At 74.7% G+C, this 17,613-nt stretch carries 15 protein-coding genes; 8 read left to right on the top strand and 7 right to left on the bottom strand.

Annotated features, from left to right (window positions below; all coding sequences use genetic code 11):
• The first annotated feature begins 24 nt into the window (after positions 1 to 24).
• Complete coding sequence (locus tag ABEA10_RS10900; protein WP_345461147.1) at positions 25 to 291, top strand: hypothetical protein; 267 nt, start codon at positions 25 to 27, stop codon at positions 289 to 291.
• A gap of 153 nt (positions 292 to 444) precedes the next feature.
• On the opposite strand, the gene ABEA10_RS10905 is transcribed toward ABEA10_RS10900, so the two are convergent.
• Positions 445 to 1,389: a DUF72 domain-containing protein gene (locus ABEA10_RS10905; protein ID WP_345461150.1), complete on the bottom strand. Its 945-nt coding sequence runs from the start codon at positions 1,387 to 1,389 to the stop codon at positions 445 to 447.
• A gap of 186 nt (positions 1,390 to 1,575) precedes the next feature.
• Between ABEA10_RS10905 and ABEA10_RS10910 the strand changes: the two genes are divergently transcribed.
• Positions 1,576 to 2,814 (top strand): serine/threonine-protein kinase, encoded by a 1,239-nt coding sequence (locus ABEA10_RS10910; RefSeq protein ID WP_345461153.1) that lies wholly within the window; start codon positions 1,576 to 1,578, stop codon positions 2,812 to 2,814.
• Between the two features lie 43 nt (positions 2,815 to 2,857).
• On the opposite strand, the gene ABEA10_RS10915 is transcribed toward ABEA10_RS10910, so the two are convergent.
• The 6 genes from ABEA10_RS10915 to ABEA10_RS10940 form a co-directional block, all read right to left on the bottom strand.
• Positions 2,858 to 3,979: an NAD(P)/FAD-dependent oxidoreductase gene (locus ABEA10_RS10915; RefSeq protein WP_345461156.1), complete on the bottom strand. Its 1,122-nt coding sequence runs from the start codon at positions 3,977 to 3,979 to the stop codon at positions 2,858 to 2,860.
• A 239-nt stretch (positions 3,980 to 4,218) separates the two neighbouring features.
• The gene (locus tag ABEA10_RS10920; protein ID WP_345461159.1) at positions 4,219 to 4,500 is read right to left on the bottom strand and encodes a DUF4190 domain-containing protein; all 282 of its coding nucleotides are present in this window, start codon (positions 4,498 to 4,500) and stop codon (positions 4,219 to 4,221) included.
• Positions 4,501 to 4,511: 11 nt separating this feature from the next.
• The gene (locus ABEA10_RS10925; RefSeq protein ID WP_345461162.1) at positions 4,512 to 4,898 is read right to left on the bottom strand and encodes a DUF2752 domain-containing protein; all 387 of its coding nucleotides are present in this window, start codon (positions 4,896 to 4,898) and stop codon (positions 4,512 to 4,514) included.
• Positions 4,899 to 5,048: 150 nt separating this feature from the next.
• Positions 5,049 to 5,846 (bottom strand): ABC transporter ATP-binding protein, encoded by a 798-nt coding sequence (locus tag ABEA10_RS10930; RefSeq protein WP_345461165.1) that lies wholly within the window; start codon positions 5,844 to 5,846, stop codon positions 5,049 to 5,051.
• A complete protein-coding gene (locus ABEA10_RS10935) occupies positions 5,843 to 6,892 on the bottom strand; it encodes a FecCD family ABC transporter permease (RefSeq protein ID WP_345461168.1) in 1,050 nt (349 codons plus the stop codon). Before ABEA10_RS10935 ends, ABEA10_RS10930 begins: the two co-directional genes overlap by 4 nt.
• On the bottom strand, positions 6,889 to 7,881 hold the full coding sequence (locus tag ABEA10_RS10940; RefSeq protein WP_345461171.1) for a FecCD family ABC transporter permease: 993 nt from the start codon (positions 7,879 to 7,881) through the stop codon (positions 6,889 to 6,891). The genes ABEA10_RS10935 and ABEA10_RS10940 overlap by 4 nt, the downstream gene beginning before the upstream one ends.
• Positions 7,882 to 8,111: 230 nt before the next feature.
• Between ABEA10_RS10940 and ABEA10_RS10945 the strand changes: the two genes are divergently transcribed.
• From ABEA10_RS10945 to ABEA10_RS10970, 6 genes are read left to right on the top strand one after another with little or no spacing between them, the layout of a single operon-like run.
• Positions 8,112 to 9,086: an ABC transporter substrate-binding protein gene (locus ABEA10_RS10945; protein ID WP_345461174.1), complete on the top strand. Its 975-nt coding sequence runs from the start codon at positions 8,112 to 8,114 to the stop codon at positions 9,084 to 9,086.
• Entirely contained in the window at positions 9,083 to 9,880 is a 798-nt protein-coding gene (locus tag ABEA10_RS10950) for a 2,3-dihydro-2,3-dihydroxybenzoate dehydrogenase (protein ID WP_345461179.1), read from the top strand. Before ABEA10_RS10945 ends, ABEA10_RS10950 begins: the two co-directional genes overlap by 4 nt.
• Before the next feature lie 50 nt (positions 9,881 to 9,930).
• Complete coding sequence (locus ABEA10_RS10955) at positions 9,931 to 11,133, top strand: isochorismate synthase (RefSeq protein ID WP_345461182.1); 1,203 nt, start codon at positions 9,931 to 9,933, stop codon at positions 11,131 to 11,133.
• A complete protein-coding gene (locus ABEA10_RS10960) occupies positions 11,130 to 12,845 on the top strand; it encodes a (2,3-dihydroxybenzoyl)adenylate synthase (protein ID WP_345461185.1) in 1,716 nt (571 codons plus the stop codon). Before ABEA10_RS10955 ends, ABEA10_RS10960 begins: the two co-directional genes overlap by 4 nt.
• Before the next feature lie 11 nt (positions 12,846 to 12,856).
• The gene (locus ABEA10_RS10965) at positions 12,857 to 13,723 is read left to right on the top strand and encodes an isochorismatase family protein (protein ID WP_345461187.1); all 867 of its coding nucleotides are present in this window, start codon (positions 12,857 to 12,859) and stop codon (positions 13,721 to 13,723) included.
• Positions 13,720 to 17,607 (top strand): amino acid adenylation domain-containing protein, encoded by a 3,888-nt coding sequence (locus tag ABEA10_RS10970; protein ID WP_345461190.1) that lies wholly within the window; start codon positions 13,720 to 13,722, stop codon positions 17,605 to 17,607. Before ABEA10_RS10965 ends, ABEA10_RS10970 begins: the two co-directional genes overlap by 4 nt.
• The last annotated feature ends 6 nt before the right edge of the window (positions 17,608 to 17,613 follow it).

The following is a 17,613-nucleotide window of genomic DNA, read 5'->3' on the forward strand; positions in this document are numbered from 1 at the left end:
ACCTACTAACACCTAAGGGGAGATATGGGGCTCAAGACAATGGTCCTGGCCGGCACCACGCTGGCGACCATGACAATCGGATTCGCCGCGCCCGCCTTCGCCGCGGCCGTTCCGCTCACGCAGTCCGGCCGGGCGATCGCATCCGTGCAGATGACGGGCGACGGGGACGGCTCCGACGACGGCGTCTCGGGCCTCAGCGGGAGTTCTCCCGTCTGTTCCGCCCTGGGGGCCGAGACCATCCCGACCGGAGGCGTCGTGGCCCGGTGCCTGGTCGGCACGAAGGTCTTGTGACCGTCCGTCGGTGACGGTCCGCCGTGGCTCCGGGGCGGCCTTCCGAGCACGGCACGGATCGCGGCGCGGGCCGCCTCCTCGACGGGGCGGCCCGCACACGCTCACACCGGCCGCTCGGCGCGGGCCACCGTCGCCCATCTCCGCCGGCGGCCCTCAGAGTCCGGCCTGGTCCGCGCCGCCCACCGTCGCCTCTGGCACGCCCGGAGAGCGGACCGGGCAGTCCGGCATCGCCTCCAGCAGTTCGATGAGCCGGCGTGCGCTGCGCGGGGCGTAGTCGCGGTAGGCGTTCTTCATGATCACGTGAGTGCTCGACGTCTCCCGGGCGAGGTCGCGGATGCGCGGCGCCCACTCCCCCAGCTCCCGGCCGGAGTACAGGTATCCGTAGCGCTCGTACCGGTCATCGCCGGGCCACCGGCCGCGGCCGTGGAACCGGACCTCCGCCAGGCCGGCGGTGGCGGCCGCCACGGGCGGGACGGACCAGGGACGCCCCTGGGGCATGTCGACGCACACGTACGCGATGGCGTGCGAGCGGAGGAACCCGAGCGTCTCCTCCCGGTTCTCCTCACTCATCCAGGTGTGGTTGCGGAACTCCACCGCGATCGGCAGCGGCTCGCAACGCCGCGCGCACTCCACGACGTAGTCCTTGTTGTGCCGGCCGATAGGGAACCAGCGGGGGAAGGAGAACAGCACCGCCCCGAACCTTCCCGCCTCGCGGAGCGGCGTCAGCGCGGTCACGAAGCGCCGCCAGACCTGCTCGACGACCTCGGGACCGATGTCGCGCAGGTAGAGGTTCCCGTCCTTGGGCGGCAGCGCCGCGCGCAGGTCCTTGGGGAACATCGCCGCGCGGGTGGGGTGGCAGGTGAGCAGCGAGAACGCCTTGACGTCGAACATGAAGCCGTCCGGCGTCCGCCGCGCCCACAGCCGCGTGGTGCGTTCGCCCGGCAGCGCGTAGTAGGTCGAGTCGACCTCCACGATCGGAAACCGGCTCGCGTAGTAGCGCAGGCGCTCGGCCGGCGTACGGGCCCCGGGCGGATACCACCCCGACGTCAGCAGTGTCTCGTCGGTCCATGACGCCGTGCCGACCAGCACGTCACCCACGATCCCCACGATAGGCGGACCACCGGCGCCGGGCGCGGTCCCCGCGTTCCCTTCGCGTCCCCGGCCAGGGCGGCCGACCGGCCACGGCGGGGCCGATTCATCCGTGAAAAGCGGCAGATCGCACCTTTGATCACGATTAGGACACTCCGACGGGGGAACTCGAACCTTCCCAAAGGAGGGACGCGGATGGACGGAACACCGGTACCGGCCGGGGGCGGGAGTGAGGTCCTGCCGGAAGGCGTACTCCCGCTGGCACCCGGGGATCCGGACGCGGTCGGAGGGCACACGCTGATCGGGCGGCTGGGCGCCGGTGGCATGGGCGTGGTGTACCTCGGCCGCGACGCGAACGGCGGCCTGGCGGCGGTCAAGGTCGCGCACACGGGGAGAGTCGGCGAGCAGGAGGCGCGCACCCGGTTCCGGGAGGAGGTGGCGTCCCTGATCCGGGTGCCCTCCCACTGCACGGCCCGCCCGCTGGCGGACGGCACCGAGCAGACCCCGCCCTACATCGTCACCGAGTACATCGAGGGCCCCTCGCTGAAGGAGATCGTCCAACGGGACGGCGCGCTGCCGCCGGAGCGGCTGCGCGCGCTCGCCACGGGTGTCCTGCGCGCCCTGGCCGCGATCCACCGGGCGGGCCTGGTCCACCGCGATCTGAAGCCGGCGAACGTCCTGATGGCGCGGACCGGCCCCCGCGTCATCGACTTCGGCATCGCGCAGAGCGTCTCCGCCGCCGGCGGGCCCACCGAGACCGGCAAGGTCGTCGGGAGCGTCGGCTGGATCGCACCCGAGCGCCTCTCCCGCCGGCCGGCCTCGCCCGCCTCCGACGTCTTCTGCTGGGGATGTCTCATCGCCTACGCGGGCACCGCGCGGAACCCCTTCGGCGAGGGCGACGCCGTGGAGATGGCCGGCCGTGCCCTCTTCGAGCAGCCCGATCTGGGCGACCTCGACCCGTCCGTACGGTCGCTGGTGTCCGCCGCGCTCGCCAAGGATCCCGACGACCGGCCCACCGCCGGGCAACTGCTCGCCCGGCTGGATCCGGCCGACCCTCTCGCGACCGCCGACCTGGCCGACGACACCGCGACGAACCTGACGCCGATCAGCGGCACCCGCCGGAGGCCGAGAATGCTGGCCGCGGCCTGCGCGGCGTCGGTGGCCGCCGTCGCCGCCGGCGCCTGGATCCTGCCGGGCGCGGTGCAGCCGGGGACGCCGGCCGGTGGTGGCGCCCCCGTACGGCAGGCGCACCGCACGCCGACCGCGGCGGACGTCGCGGCGATCTCTCGCGAGCCCGTCGGGCAGCGCTCCACCCGCACCGTCGGCCGACCGGAGGACACCGCCCCCACCGCGAAGCCCGCCGGCGCCCACAAACCGGCGTCGCACGGCAAGGGCGGGCAGAAGAAGCCCAAGAAGGGGCCCAAGAAGCCGTGACCACCCCGGCGCTCGAACTCCGGCGTACGGCCGAGCGTGAAATTCAGCCGTGGCCCTCGACGGCGCGCGACGGGTCGTACGGGCTCAGGTCGAGCTCCGGCGTACGGCCGAGTGCGAGTTCGGCCGCTGCCGCGCCGGCGTACGGGCCCATCGTCAGGCCGCTCGGGCCGAAGCCGGTCGCCACGACGAGACCGGAGGCTCCCGCGACCGCGCCGAGGAGCGGGCGTTCGTCCAGACTCGCCGGGCGGAAGCCGACGCGGATGTCGGCGACCGTGGCGTCCGCCAGCCCGGGCGCGACGGAGATGGCCTCGTCCAGCACCTCGCGCAGTCCCGCGGCGGTCACCCGGTGGTCGAACCCCGCGCCGCTCTCACGCGTCGCCCCGACCACGATCCGTGAGTCGTCGAAGGCCAGCATGTAGTGATCGCTCTCGGGCAGCACGATCGGCCATCCGCCGGTGTCGGCGCCGGGCAGCCGCAGGTGCACGATCTGTCCGCGCTGCGGGACCACGGGCAGGGACGCCGCGGGCGACGCCAGGGCGTCGGCGGACCAGGCGCCCGCCGCCAGGACCACCGCGTCGGCCGCGACGGCGTCCCCGCCGACCCGTACCGTCCACCGGCCGTCCTCGGTCAGCGTGACGCGCGCGGAGCCGCTGCGGCGCACCGTCCCGTGCCGTTCGGCGGCGGCCAGCAGCGTGTCGCGCAGTCGCCCGCCGTCCACGCGGGCCGCGCCGGTGACGTGGACCGCCGGCCAGTCCTCGCGCAACGGCGGGAACAGGCGTTTCGCCTCACCGGGGTCGAGTACCGTGACCTCGCCGACCTCCGGTGTGCCGGCTCGGCGGCTCCGGGCCCGCTCGGCGCTCTCCCGTACCCGCTCGGCCGAGCCGGCCACGGCCAGTGCTCCGGTACGGGCGTACCCGGTGTCGGACCAGCCGTCCGCGTTCAGCCGGCCGATCAGCTCCGGGTAGTAGCGCGCGCCCACGCTCGCGAGCCGGTATCGCGCCGGGTCCGTCCCCCGGGACAACCACGGACAGACGATGCCGGCCCCGGCCGCCGTCGCCTGTCCCTCGTCCGCCCGGTCGACCAGCGTCACCCGGGCTCCGGCCGTGCTCAGGTGGTAGGCGGTGCTGGCCCCGACGATGCCCGCGCCGACAACGATGATCTCCACGGCTCTCCCTCCGTACGACGGCGCGCCGATCGCGGCGCGACCGGATCCCCAGGCTGCCACGTCGGCACGAACGGTCCGTCAGCGACGGTTCGTCATGGCTCCGGAGGGCCTTCCGAGCACGACGCGGGCCGCCTCCCCGACGGAGCGACCCGCACGCTCACCGTACGGAGCGGGCGGCCCGCCCCCTGGCACGACGAAGCCGGGCCGGGGGACGATCCCGGCCCGGCTTCGGTACGTCGTCAGCTGCCGTTGGCCGCGAGCCGGGCGAGCGTGCCCAGGATGCCGAGCGCCAACGCGACGATGCCGCCGATCCACGCCACCTTGGCGATCGTGTCCGGCCTCCCCTGGCCGCGGAACTGGCTCTGGGCGACGAGCCCGAGGACGATCGCCGCCGGCGAGCAGCAGAACCAGCACACGATGCCGATGATCGACAGGACCTGTGGCGTGCTGGACTCGGGCTGCTGCTGCGGGTAGCCCGCGCCGCCATAACCAGGGGGCGGCGGCTGAGGCGGGTATCCCATATTTCCTCCCGTTAGAGAATGCCGAAGCGCTGGAGCTGCCAGATCTCCGCGAAAGCAAGGACCGCGACAATAGCGAATACAGGGAGCAACTGTCGCCATCGATTCGGTAGCTCACGCCAAAATGTCGCGAGCCGGGAACGCCGGGTGAAGGGAACGAGAACAAACCCGACGCAGACGGCGACCGCCAGCGGAGAAGCCCCGGCCGCCCCGACGAGGTCGGCGTGCCCGAGATGGACCCCGGCCGTGGTGAACCCGCACATCGGGCACGGGATCCCCGTCACCTGCCGGAGCAGGCACAACGTCGGCGGGCGTGGGACGCGGAGAGCGGCCAGCGCGACGACGACGGCGACGAGCACCGCCGAGCGCGTTGCCACCGCCAGCGGGCGCGTAGTCACCATACGCACAGTGTGCACCACGGGCGTGCGGTTTCTCCGGTGAATCCCACGCGGACCCGCACCGCGGGGCAGCGCGGCGAGGAGACGAAGATCACAGCTCGGCGGACCGCCGATGCGCGTCGGCACCGGACACGGGATCCGTCAGCGCGTCCGTCAGCATGGCCGCGCCCGCGGCACCACGACCGGCGAGCCGTCTCCGGGCGCGCGCAGGATGTCGGCCTCCACGGAGTAGAGCTCCTTCACCAGCCCCTCGTCGACGGTGTCGCGGGGCGCGCCGGTCGCGACGATCCGGCCGTCCTTCATGGCGACGACGGTGTCGGCGTAGCGCGCGGCGGCGGCCAGGTCGTGCTGGACCATGACGACGGTGCGGCCCGCGGCCGCGACCCCGCGGACCAGTTCGAGGACGTCGACGACGTGGCCGAGGTCGAGTGCGCTGGTGGGCTCGTCGAGCAGGACGACGGGCGTGTGCTGGGCGAGCACCATCGCGAGCCAGCAGCGCTGCCGCTGCCCGCCGGAGAGCCGGTCGAGGCGTTCGCCGGCCAGCTCGGTGGTGCCGGTGGCCGCCAGCGCGTCGCGCACCGCCGTTTCGTCCTCGCGCGACCACTGGCGCAGCAGGCCCTGGTGGGGATGGCGGCCGTAGCGGACGAGGCCGGCCACCGTCACGGCCTCGGGGGCGCGCGGCGACTGTGGCAGCAGGGCGATGCGGTGGGCGGCCTGCCGCCGGCTGAGCCGCCAGACGTCGTCCCCGGCCGCGTGGACGGTGCCGGAGTCGGGTCGGTGCAGGCGGGCGACGGTGCGCAGCAGGGTCGACTTCCCGCAGCCGTTGGGGCCGACGATGGCGGCGACCTGCCCGGCGGGGACGGTCAGGTCGACGTCCTTGACGACGGGGCGGCCGGGGTAGCCGGCGTGGAGCGAGCGCACTCGCAGGCCAGGTGTCATGAGGGAGGTCATGCCTTTTCGGTGGTCCGGTGCGAACGGAAGAGAACCCAGAGGAGGAACGGCCCGCCGAGGACGCTCGTGACGACGCCCACCGGCAGTTCGACGGGGGCGACGACCCGGGCCAGCGCGTCGGCGGCGGTGATGAGCGCGGCGCCGGTCAGGGCGGAGCCGGTCACCGGGACGCGCGTGGGCCCGGCGAGCCGTTGGGCGAGGATCGGCGCGGCGAGGGCGACGAAGGCGATCGGCCCGCCGACGCCGACGGCGAGTCCGGCGAGGGCGACCGCGAGCGCGAGGGCCGCGGCGCGCACCCGTCGCAGGTCGACGCCGAGGGAGGCCGCCATGTCGTCGTCGAACCGCAGGAGCTGGAGGCGGTGCCCGGCCGCGAGCGAGAGCGGGAGGAGGAACAGCAGGGCGACCAGCAGCGGCCCGCCGACGCTCCAGTCGCGCCCGTTCAGGCTGCCGACGGCCCACAGGAACACGCCGCCCGCGGTGTTGTCGTTCTGGCGGGACATGACGAGGTCGCCGACGGCGCCGATGAACGTGGAGACGCCGATGCCGACGACGAGGAGGCGGTAGCCGGCCGCGCCGGCCCCGCCCGCGCACAGCACGACCAGCGCCGCGGCGGCGACGGCGCCGAGCGGGCCGAGCCACCAGTCGCCGACCATGCCGGTCGCCGAGCCGGCCGCGGAGGCGACGACGGCGGCGGTGGCGCCCTCGTTGACGCCGACGAGGTCGGGAGTGGCCAGCCGGTTGCCGGCGAGGGTCTGGGTGAGGCAGCCCGAGACGCCCAGGGCGGCGCCCACCATGAGACCGGCGAAGACGCGCGGCAGCCGGAGGTCCCAGACGATCATGATGCTCCCGGGGTCGCCCGTGCGCAGCAGGCCCGAGACGGTCTGCGGCAGGCTCATGCCGGTCGAGCTCGCCGTCACCGCGACGACGGCGAGGACGACGACGAGGGGCACGAGGAACGCCGCGGCGAGCGCGCTGCGCCGGGGGAAGAGCCACGAGAGGGTCCCCGTGCGCAGGGGCGTGCTGTCGGGCGGGGTGACGTCCGTCATGCCGAGGCTCCCGCGGTCGACAGCCGCGACGAGCGGGCGATCCAGACGAGCAGCGGGCCGCCGACGAAGGCGAGCAGCACGCTGACCGGGGTCTCCCAGGGCCGGATGACGATCCGGGCGAGCACGTCGGCCAGGATCATGACGTCGGCCGCGATCAGCGCGGACAGGACGAGCTGTGCGGCCATCCGCGCCCCGGTCAGCGCCCGCGCGGCGTACGGGGCGAGCAGCCCGAGAAAGGCGATCGGCCCGGCGACGGCGACGGCGCAGCCGGCGAGCAGCGACACGGTCGCGGCGACGGCCAGCCGGACCCGGCCGGGGTGGTGGCCGAGCGAGCGGGCGCCGTCGTCGCCGAGGCCGAGCGCCGACAGCGGCCGGGCGCAGCACAGCGCGGCGAGCAGGCCCACCCCGGCCGGCGGCAGGAGCGGCACCAGCTCGGCGGTCCGCACCCCGGCGAGCGAGCCGATCGTCCAGTAGCGGTACGTGTCGAAGGTCGACTGCGTGCCGAGCAGGACGTAGGAGGTGAGGCCGTGGAAGGTGGCGCCGAGCGCGGAGCCCGCGAGGACCAGCCGCAGCGGCGACCCGGCCGCGCGGCCCGACGCGGCGAGCAGGAGGACCACCCCGCTCGCGGCCATCCCGCCGGTCAGGGCCCACACCAGCAGCGCGGCCGACGATGACGCGCCGAAGAAGGTCAGGCCGAGGACGACGGCGAAGGCGGCGCCGGAGTTGACGCCGAGCAGGCCGGTCTCGGCCAGGGGGTTGCGGGTCGCGGCCTGGAGCAGGCACCCGGCCGTGCCGAGACACGCGCCGACGAGCACGGCGGCGATGGTGCGCGGCAGGCGTACGCCGACGACGGCCAGCCGCAGCCGGGCGTCGGCGCGGGCGGCGCTGTCGCCGACGAGGTAGTCCCACGCGTCGTGCGGGGAACTCGATCCGGTGCCGATGAGCAGGGACGACAGCGCCAGGACCAGCAGGAGGACGAGTGCGGCCACGGCCCAGAGGGCGGGGCGCGGTGACGACGGGCGGGGTCCGTGATGACCGGATCCGGTTCTTTTCGCCCGCACCCCTTGCGCGATCGACATGAGGTTAGCCTAACCTAAGTTCGCCCGCTCGAACCTGGCGATTCGCACGGCAGGCCTCTGCCCGGAACGCCCCTTTCGCCATGCCCGCCTCCGGCTTCCCAGCGCCGTTCCTCCCACTCTCGTAACAAGGAGATTCGACCGTGCTCTTCTCTTCCCGTGGCCGCCGTTCCCGCGGTCGCGCCCGCCCCGCCGTCGCGGCCGCGTTCCTCACCGCCTGCGCGCTGACCGCGACCGCCTGCGGATCCGCGGACGCCGGTGACGCGAAGGGCGCCACCACCGCGGTGACCGACGCGACCGGCGCGACGGTGAAGGTCCCCGCCGCACCGGAACGGGTCGTGGTGCTCAGCGAACTCGACCTGGACTCCGCACTCGCCCTGGGCGTCAAGCCGGTCGGCCTCACGGCGGGCCGCGGGCAGCAGGGCGCGCCGGAGTACCTGGCGGCCCAGGCGAAGGGCATCCCGCTCGTGGGCGCGGTGACCGGCCCGGACCTGGAGAAGGTCGTACGGGCCCGGCCCGACGTCATCCTGGCCGGGCAGCTCGCCGACAAGCAGGTGCTCGGGCGGCTGCGGAAGGTCGCGCCGACCGTCCTGACGACCGACGCCACCAAGGACTGGAAGAAGTCGCTCCGGCTCACCGGCAAGGTGCTCGGCCGCACCGCCCAGGCGGACAAGGTCATCGCCGGCTACGACGAGAAGGTCGCGGCGCTGAAGAAGGACCTCGGCCCGGAGGCCGGCGCCGGCGTGTCGGTGGCCCGTTACTCCGCCAAGGGCACGGCCGTCATGCAGCAGGGCGTGTTCATCAGCGACGTCCTGAAGGACCTGGGCTTCAAGCGTCCGGGCATCCAGAACCAGAAGGGCGCCGGCCACTCGACCCCGATCAGCGACGAGAACCTCGAGCAGATCGACGGCGACTGGCTGTTCATCGGAACCCTCTCCTCCACCGGCCCGGACGCCGGGCTGCTCGGCAAGCTGGCCGGCAAGCCCGCCTACCGGCAGTTGAACGCCGTACGCGACAGGCACGCCACGGTGATCGACGGCTCCAAGTGGACGAGCCTGGGCGGGCCGGAGGCGGCCGTCTCGGTCCTGGACGACATCCGGAAGGCCATGGTCCGGTGAGCGCCGGTACGGAACTCACCGGACGGTTCGCCCTGGTCACCGGGGCGGGCCGGGGCATCGGCGCCGCGGTGGTCGCGCGGCTGGCCGGCGACGGCGCCCGCGTCCTCGCCACCGACGTGGACCCCGAAGGCGCCGAGACGCTCGCCGGGCAGTACCCCGCGCAGGTCACCGTCCGGGAGCTCGACGTCACGGACGCGGGTGCCGTCGAGTCGCTCGTGGAGGAGGCCGAGCGCACGCTCGGCCCGCTGGACATCGCGGTCAACGTCGCGGGCGTCCTGCGGTGCTCGGACGTCACCGACCTGTCGGACGAGGACTGGGCGCACACGTTCGCCGTCAACACCGGCGGCGTCTTCCACGTCTCGCGAGCCGCGGCGCGCCGCATGGCCGCACGCGGTCGCGGCAGCATCGTCACCGTCGCCTCGAACGCGGCCGGCGTCCCGCGGGCGGGCATGTCCGCCTACGCCGCCTCCAAGGCCGCCGCGGTGATGTTCACCAAGTGCCTGGGCCTGGAGGTGGCCGCCCGCGGCGTGCGCTGCAACACCGTCTCGCCCGGCTCGACCCTCACCGGCATGCAGCGCGCGATGTGGGCGGCCTCCGGCGCCGAGGACGAGGCCGCCGCCGCGCGACGCGTCATCGAGGGCGACCTGGCGGCCCACCGCACGGGCATCCCGCTCGGGCGGATCGCCGAACCCGAAGACGTCGCCGACGCCGTCCTGTTCCTCGTCTCCGACCGTGCCCGTCACATCACCATGCACGACCTGTACGTCGACGGCGGGGCCACCCTCCGGGCCTGAGCCGTCCGAGCGACCGCCCCGACACGTGCCCTCCCCCAACTGGAGACACCATGTCCACTTCCCTGCACCACGCCGGTCCGCCTCCCGGCCTCACCCTGGTGTCGCCCGGCGAGGCGACCGCCCTGCTCGACGCCTACCGTCCCGGTACCGACCGGTTCCTCGCCTCGCCCCGCGCCACGCTGCTGGGCCGCGGCACCGCCGCCGAGGTGCCCCATGACGCCCGGCCGCTCACGCGGCGCGTCCAGGACGTCCTCGACGCGCGGCGACGCGCGGGCGACCCGGCACCGGTCGTCGCCGGCTCGCTGCCGTTCGCCCCGGACGCCCCGCCCGCGCTGGCCGTGCCGGAGTCCGTACGGTGGGCGCCGCCGCTGCACCAGGACCCGCTGATCGCGCTGCCGGTGCCCGAGGAGGCGCCCGTCGGCTGGCGGGTGCGGGAGGTCCCCGCGCCCGAACGCTACGGCGAGGCGGTCGCCGCCGCGGTCGAACGGATGCGCGCCGGGGAGTTCGCCAAGGTCGTCCTCGCCCGCACGCTCGAACTGACGGCGCCGCGCGAGCCCGACCTGCCGGCCATGCTGCGCCGCCTGGCACGCCGCGACCCGGCCGGCTACACCTTCGCCGTGCCGACCGCCCCGGGCCGCCTCCTCATCGGCGCCAGCCCCGAACTCCTCGTCGCCCGCCGGAACGGGCGGCTCACCGCCAACCCGCTCGCCGGTTCCGCGCCGCGCAGCGCGGACCTGGCCGAGGACGTCCGGCGCGCGGCCGCGCTCCTGGAGTCGCCGAAGGACCTGCACGAGCACGCCGTCGTCGTGGACGCCGTACGCGAGGCGCTCGCGCCGTTCTGCTCGCGCCTGGAGGTGCCCACGCGGCCGACGCTGGCCCGCACCGCGGACATGTGGCACCTGTCGACCACCGTCACCGGCGCGCTCGCCGACCCGGGCGTCACCGCCCTGGACCTGGCCTCGGCCCTGCACCCCACCCCGGCGGTGTGCGGCATGCCGACCGAGCTCGCGCACAGCGTCATCGCCGAGTCAGAGCCCTTCGACCGCGGCCCGTACACCGGCATGGTCGGCTGGCAGGACGCCGACGGCGACGGCGAGTGGGTCGTGACGATCCGCTGCGCCGAGGCCGAGGGACGCTCGCTGCGGCTGTTCGCGGGCGCCGGGGTGGTGGCCGCCTCCACGCCGGAGACCGAGACCGCCGAGACGAGCGCCAAGTTCCGTACGTTCCTCAACGCCGTCGGGGCCGCCCTGTGAGCGAACGCGGCGAGGAAACCGGAAAGCACGCCCCGGTGGTCACCCCGTCCGGCGAAGGAGGACCCGCGAGCGAGGCCCTCGCCACCACGCCGGGCGCCGACGCGCCCACCTGGCCGCCCGAGTTCGCCGAGCGCTACCGCGCGGCGGGCCACTGGCGCGGGGAGACCTTCGGCCGCATGCTGCGCGAGCGCGCCGCCGCCCATCCCGACCGGATCGCGCTGGTCGACCCGGCGCCCGAGCGGCGCACCTGGACGTACCGGGAGCTGGACGAACGCGCCGACCGGCTGGCCGCCGGGTTCGCGGCCCGCGGGATCGGCAGGGGCGACCGGGTCGTCCTGCAGCTGCCGAACGTCGGTGAGTTCGTCGAGGTCGTCTTCGCGCTGTTCCGCATCGGCGCGCTGCCCGTGTACGCGCTGCCCGCGCACCGCGACACGGAGATCGGCTACTTCTGCTCGTTCACCGAGGCGGTCGCCTACGTGATCCCGGACCGGCACGCGGGCTTCGACCACCGCGCGCTCGCGGCCCGGGTCAGGGAGCGCACACCGACCCTGCGGCACGTCTTCGTCGCCGGCGATCCGGGCGTACACACCGCGCTGGCGGACGTGCCGGTCGACGCGGACCCGCCGGAGGGCGGGCCGGAGCCGCACGAGCCGGCGTTCCTGCAGCTGTCGGGCGGCACGACCGGCGTACCGAAGCTCATCCCCCGCACCCACGACGACTACATCTACTCGCTCCGGGGCTCGAACGAGATCTGCGGCGTCGGCGCGGACACCCGTTTCCTCGTCGTGCTGCCGGCCGCGCACAACTTCCCGATGAGCTCCCCCGGCTGGCTGGGCACGCTGTACGCCGGGGGCACCGTCGTCCTGTGCCCCCGGCCCGATCCGGAGACGGCCTTCCCGCTGATCGAGCGGGAGCGGATCACCATGACGGGGCTGGTGCCGCCGCTCGCCCTGGTGTGGACGGAGGCGGGCCCGGCGGCGAGGCAGGACCTGTCGAGCCTGGAGCTCGTCCTCGTCGGCGGCGCCAAGTACGGCGAGGAGGCGGCACGGCGGCTGACGCCCGCGCTGGGCTGCCGGCTGATGCAGGTCTTCGGCATGGCCGAGGGCCTGGTCAACTACACGCGGCTGGACGACGACGAGGAGACCGTCGTCACCACGCAGGGGCGGCCGATCTCGCCCGACGACGAGATCCGCATCGTCGACGACGCGGGGAACGCGGTCGCCGAGGGCGAGTTCGGGCACCTGCTGACCCGCGGCCCGTACACCATCCGGGGCTACTGGCGTGCTCCCGCGCACAACGCGACGGCCTTCACCGAGGACGGCTTCTACCGCACCGGGGACATCGTCCGCCGCACCCCGACCGGCCACCTCGTCGTCGAGGGCCGGGCCAAGGACCAGATCAACCGGGGCGGCGAGAAGGTCGCGCCGACGGAGATCGAGAACATCATCCTCGCCCATCCGTCCGTGCACGACGTCTCGGTCGTCGCGGTGGCCGACGAGTACCTCGGTGAGCGCTCCCTCGCCTACGTCATCCTGCGCGCGGGCGCCGAGCCGCTGAAACCCGCCGCCATCAAGCGGTTCGTCCGCGAGCGCGGCGTCGCCGCCTACAAGGTCCCCGACCTCGTCGAGTTCGTCGGCGCCTTCCCGCACACGGGCGTCGGCAAGGTCAGCAAGAACCGGTTGCGATCCACCGCGGTCACCCACGAGCAATGAAAGGCCCCACCATGGCACTTCCGGCCATCGCCTCCTACCCGCTCCCGGCCGAGGACGAGCTGCCCGCCAACCGCGCCGCCTGGACGGTCGACCCCGCGCGCGCCGTCCTGCTCGTCCACGACCTGCAGAACCACTTCCTCGGCGCGTTCCCGTCCGGCGAGCAGCCCGTCTCCGGCATGCTCGCCAACACGGCCGGCCTGCTGCGGCGGTGCCGCCGGCTCGGCGTGCCGGTCGTCTACTCGGCCCAGCGCGGCGGACAGACGCCCGAGGAGCGCGGGCTCCAGCTCGACTTCTGGGGCCGGGGCGTCGCGGACGACCCGCAGGCCCTCGCCATGCCCGAACCGGTCGCTCCCGAAGACGGGGACACCGTCATCACCAAGTGGAAGTACAGCGCCTTCGTGCGCACCGACCTGGAGGCGCTGCTGCGCGAGTCGGGCCGCGACCAGCTGATGGTCGTCGGCGTGTACGCGCACATCGGGGTGCTGATGAGCGCCTGCGACGCGTGGATGCGCGACATCCAGGCGTTCGTCGTCGCCGACGCGGTCGCCGACTTCTCCCGCGAGGAGCACGACATGGCCCTGCGCTGGGCGGCCGGCCGCTGCGCCGTGGTGACCACCACGGACGCGCTCCTGCACGGGCCGCTCGGCGGCACGTCCCTCACCGTGGAGCGGATCCGCGCCGACGTCGCCGACTCCCTCGGGGAGGACCCCGCGAACATCCCGATCGAGGAGAACCTCGTGGACCACGGCATCGACTCGGTGCGCATCATGACGCTGCTGGAACGCTGGCGGCGCGAGCACGGCGTCGAGGCGTCCTTCGCCGACCTCGCCGAGCAACCGGCCATCGAGGCCTGGGCCCCGCTCCTGGGGATCTCGTGACGTCCGACATCGTGCTGCCGCTGACGGCGGCGCAGTCGGGCATGTGGTACGCGCAGGCGCTCGACCCGCTCAGCCCGGCGCAGAACACCGCGGAGTGCCTGGAGATCGACGGACCGTTGGATCCCGGGCTGTTCGCCGCGGCGCTCCGACGGGTGGTCGCCGAGGCCGACGCGCTGCGGGTCCGCGTCGAGGACACGCCGGAGGGCCCGCGCCAGCGCGTGCGCGCCGCGGTCGGCCTGCCGCTGACCGTACGCGACCTGCGCGGGACGGGCGACGCCGGCCGGCGGGCCGAGGCGTGGATGCGCGCCGACCTCGCCGAGCCCGTCGACCTGGCGGCCGGCCCGCTGTTCGGGCACGCCCTGTTCCGCGTCGGCGAGGAGCGCTGGCTGTGGTACCAGCGCATCCACCACATCGTCATGGACGGGTTCGGCTACTCCCTGCTCGTACGGCGGACCGCCGAGGTGTACGGGGCGCTCGCACGCGGGCGGGAGCCCGGCCCGCGGACCTTCGGTTCCCTGGCCGAGCTCGTCGCGCAGGACGCGGAGTACCGCTCCTCCGAGGCCTTCGCGGCCGACCGCGACCACTGGGCGGGGGCTCTGGCCGACCGGCCGGAGGCGCCCCGGCTCGCCGGGCGCGCCGCGCCGCCCGCGCGGACGTTCCTCCGCCGCACGGCGTACCTGCCGCCGGAGTCCGCCGAACGCGTGCGCGAACTCGCCGGCCGGCTCCGCGCGACCTGGCCCGACGTCCTGATCGCCGCGCAGGCCCTCTACACCTCCCGCGTCACCGCGCGGGCCGACGTGGTGCTCGGGCTGCCCATGATGGGGCGCATGGGGTCGGTCGCGCTGCGCGTGCCGGCGATGGTGATGAACGTGCTGCCGCTGCGGCTGACCGTCACCCCCGGGGCGACCCTCGCCGCGCTCGTCCGGCAGGTCGTGCTCGGCGTCCGGGAGCTGCGCCGCCACCAGCGCTACCGCTACGAGGACATCCGCCGCGACCTGGGACTCCTCGGCGGGAACCGCGGCCTGGCCGGCCCCCTCGTCAACGTCATGCCCTTCGACTACGGCGTGGACTTCGCCGGCGCGCCCGCGCGGGCGCGGAACCTGTCCGCCGGTCCCGTCGACGACCTGACCGTCAACGTCTACGACCGCGCCGACGGCCGCGGCCTGCGCGTCGACCACGACGGCAACCCGGCGCTGTACGACGACGCCGCGCTCACCGCGCACCAGGAGCGCTTCGTCCACCTCGTGAACCGGCTCGCCGGCGCCGACCCGTCGGCGCCGCTGTCCGCGCACGGCATCGCGACGCCGGACGAGCACGTCCGCGTCGTGGAGAAGTTCAACCGCACGGACCGCGCGGTGCCGCCGACGACGCTCATCGGGCCCATCGAGTCGCGCGTGATGCGGACGCCGCACGCGACCGCGCTGGTGTACGGCGACACGCATCTCACCTACGCGGAGCTGAACGCCCGCGCCAACCGGCTGGCCCGCCACCTGCAGGCCCTCGGCGCCCGGCCGGGGGCGGTGGTGGCGGTCTCGATGCCGCGCTCGGCCGAGCTGGTCATCGCCCTGCTCGCCGTGCTCAAGGCGGGCGCGGCGTACCTGCCGCTCGATCCCGACTACCCGGCGCCACGGCTGGAGTTCATGCTCCGGGACGCCGCGCCGGTGTGCGCCGTCACGGACGAGGAGGGCCGCCTCCCGGACGACGCCGGAACCCCGGTCGTCGCTCTCGACGGCCTCGACGTGTCCGCGTACCCGCCGATCGATCCCGCCCGGCCGCTCACGCCCGCGCACCCCGCGTACGTGATCTACACCTCCGGTTCGACGGGACGGCCCAAGGGCGTCGTCGTCTCGCACCGCGCGATCGACAACCGGCTGCGCTGGATGCAGCACCAGTACGGGCTGACCGCCGAGGACCGGGTGCTGCAGAAGACCCCGTCGTCGTTCGACGTGTCGGTGTGGGAGTTCTTCTGGCCGCTGCGCGAGGGCGCGACGCTCGTCGTCGCCGAGCCCGGCGGTCACCGGGACCCGGCCTACCTGGCCCGCCTGATCCGGGAGCAGGGCGTCACCACCTGCCACTTCGTGCCGTCGATGCTCCAGGTCTTCCTGGCCGAGGCCGACGTATCGGCGTGCGGCGGCCTGCGGCGGGTCTTCTGCAGCGGCGAGGCCCTGCCCCGCGAGACCGCGAACGCCTTCGGGCGCGCGCTGCCCGAGGTGGAGCTGCACAACCTGTACGGGCCGACGGAGGCGGCGGTCGACGTCACCTACCACGCCTGCGCGACGGACGGCTCCGGCCCGGTGCCGATCGGGCGGCCGGTCTGGAACACCCGCCTGTACGTGCTCGACGCGGCGCTGCGGCCCTGCCCGCCGGGCGTGCCGGGCGAGCTCTATCTGGCGGGACGGCAGCTCGCCGACGGTTACCTGGGCCGCGCGGAGCTGACGGCGTCGCGGTTCGTCGACGACCCGTACGGGCCGCCGGGCGGGCGCATGTACCGCACCGGCGACCTCGCCCGCTGGACCGGGCAGGGCGAGGTGGAGTACCTGGGCCGCACCGACCACCAGGTGAAGCTGCGGGGACAGCGCATCGAGCTCGGCGAGATCGAGGCGGCGCTGGCGGCGCGGCGCGGCGTGGACGGCGCCTGCGCCGTGGTGCGGGAGGACCGGCCGGGGCGGCAGTGGCTCGTCGGCTACGTCACCGGCGGCGCCGACCCGGCGTCCGTACGCGCGGAGCTGGCGCGGGTGCTGCCCGAGCACATGGTCCCGGCGGCGGTCGTCGCCCTCGACGCGTTCCCGCTGAGCCCCAGCGGCAAGCTGGACCGCGACGCGCTGCCCGCCCCGGAATTCGCCGGCGGCGGGGACGCCCGGCCGCCGTCCGGCCCGCGCGAGGCGACGCTGACCCGGCTGTTCGCCGAGGTGCTCGGGGTCGAGCGCGCCGGTCCCGACGACGCGTTCTTCGACCTGGGCGGCACGTCGCTGCTGGCGGTACGGCTGGTGTCGCGCGTACGGGAGGAGCTCGGGACGGAGCTGACGATCGGCTCGCTGTTCGAGGCGCCGACCCCGGCCGCGCTCGCCGCGCGCCTCGACGACGCGGCGCCGGTGGCCGAGGACGCGCTGGACGTCCTGCTGCCGCTGCGCGCCGACGGGGACCGGCCGCCGCTCTTCGCGTTCCATCCGGCGGGCGGCGTCTCCTGGTGCTATGCGGGCCTGGCCGCGCGCCTCGGCCCGGAACAGCCCGTGTACGGGGTCCAGGCACGGGGGCTGGTCCACGACGAGCCGCTGCCGCGCACGCTGCGCGAGCAGGCGGACGGCTACGTGCGCCGCATCCGCGCGGTCCGGCCGCACGGGCCGTACCGGCTGCTGGGCTGGTCGGTCGGCGGTGTCCTCGCGCACGAGGTGGCCGTCTCGGTCCAGGAGGCCGGTGAACGGGTCGACCTGCTCGCGCTGCTCGACGCGTTCCCCGCCGAACAGTGGCGCGATCGGCCCGCGCCGGAGGAGGGAGACGCGCTGACCGCGGTGCTGCGCATGGCGGGCTTCGCGCGCACGGACGAGCGCGACCGCGAGGACGTGCTGGCCACGCTGCGCCGGGCGGGCAGCCCGCTCGCCGGCCTCTCCGACCACACGCTGTCGAGGATCGTGGAGATCGTGCCCAACCACGCGCGCATGATGCGCGAGCACCGGCACCGGGCGTACGAGGGTGACCTGCTGTTCTTCACCGCGGCGGCGCCACGGGCCGAGCACTGGCTCACCCGCGAGGCGTGGTCGCCGTACGTGACCGGTTCGATCGCGAACCACGACCTGCCCTGCACCCATGCCGAACTGGTGCGGGACCGGTGGCTCGACGACGTCGCGGCGGTGCTGGCCGCGCGCCTGAAGGAGCTCGCTCCCTGAGCGACC

The sequence above is a fragment of the Actinoallomurus oryzae genome (assembly GCF_039541955.1).
Lineage (GTDB): Bacteria > Actinomycetota > Actinomycetes > Streptosporangiales > Streptosporangiaceae > Actinoallomurus > Actinoallomurus oryzae.

Excerpts from the sequence above, each read along its gene's own strand:
- ABEA10_RS10900 (WP_345461147.1), top strand. The coding sequence starts at position 25 with ATGGGGCTCAAGACAATGGTCCTGGCCGGCACCACGCTGGCGACCATG.
- ABEA10_RS10910 (WP_345461153.1), top strand. The coding sequence starts at position 1,576 with ATGGACGGAACACCGGTACCGGCCGGGGGCGGGAGTGAGGTCCTGCCG.
- ABEA10_RS10920 (WP_345461159.1), bottom strand. The coding sequence starts at position 4,500 with ATGGGATACCCGCCTCAGCCGCCGCCCCCTGGTTATGGCGGCGCGGGC.
- ABEA10_RS10925 (WP_345461162.1), bottom strand. The coding sequence starts at position 4,898 with ATGGTGACTACGCGCCCGCTGGCGGTGGCAACGCGCTCGGCGGTGCTC.
- ABEA10_RS10930 (WP_345461165.1), bottom strand. The coding sequence starts at position 5,846 with ATGACCTCCCTCATGACACCTGGCCTGCGAGTGCGCTCGCTCCACGCC.
- ABEA10_RS10935 (WP_345461168.1), bottom strand. The coding sequence starts at position 6,892 with ATGACGGACGTCACCCCGCCCGACAGCACGCCCCTGCGCACGGGGACC.
- ABEA10_RS10955 (WP_345461182.1), top strand. The coding sequence starts at position 9,931 with ATGTCCACTTCCCTGCACCACGCCGGTCCGCCTCCCGGCCTCACCCTG.
- ABEA10_RS10965 (WP_345461187.1), top strand. The coding sequence starts at position 12,857 with ATGGCACTTCCGGCCATCGCCTCCTACCCGCTCCCGGCCGAGGACGAG.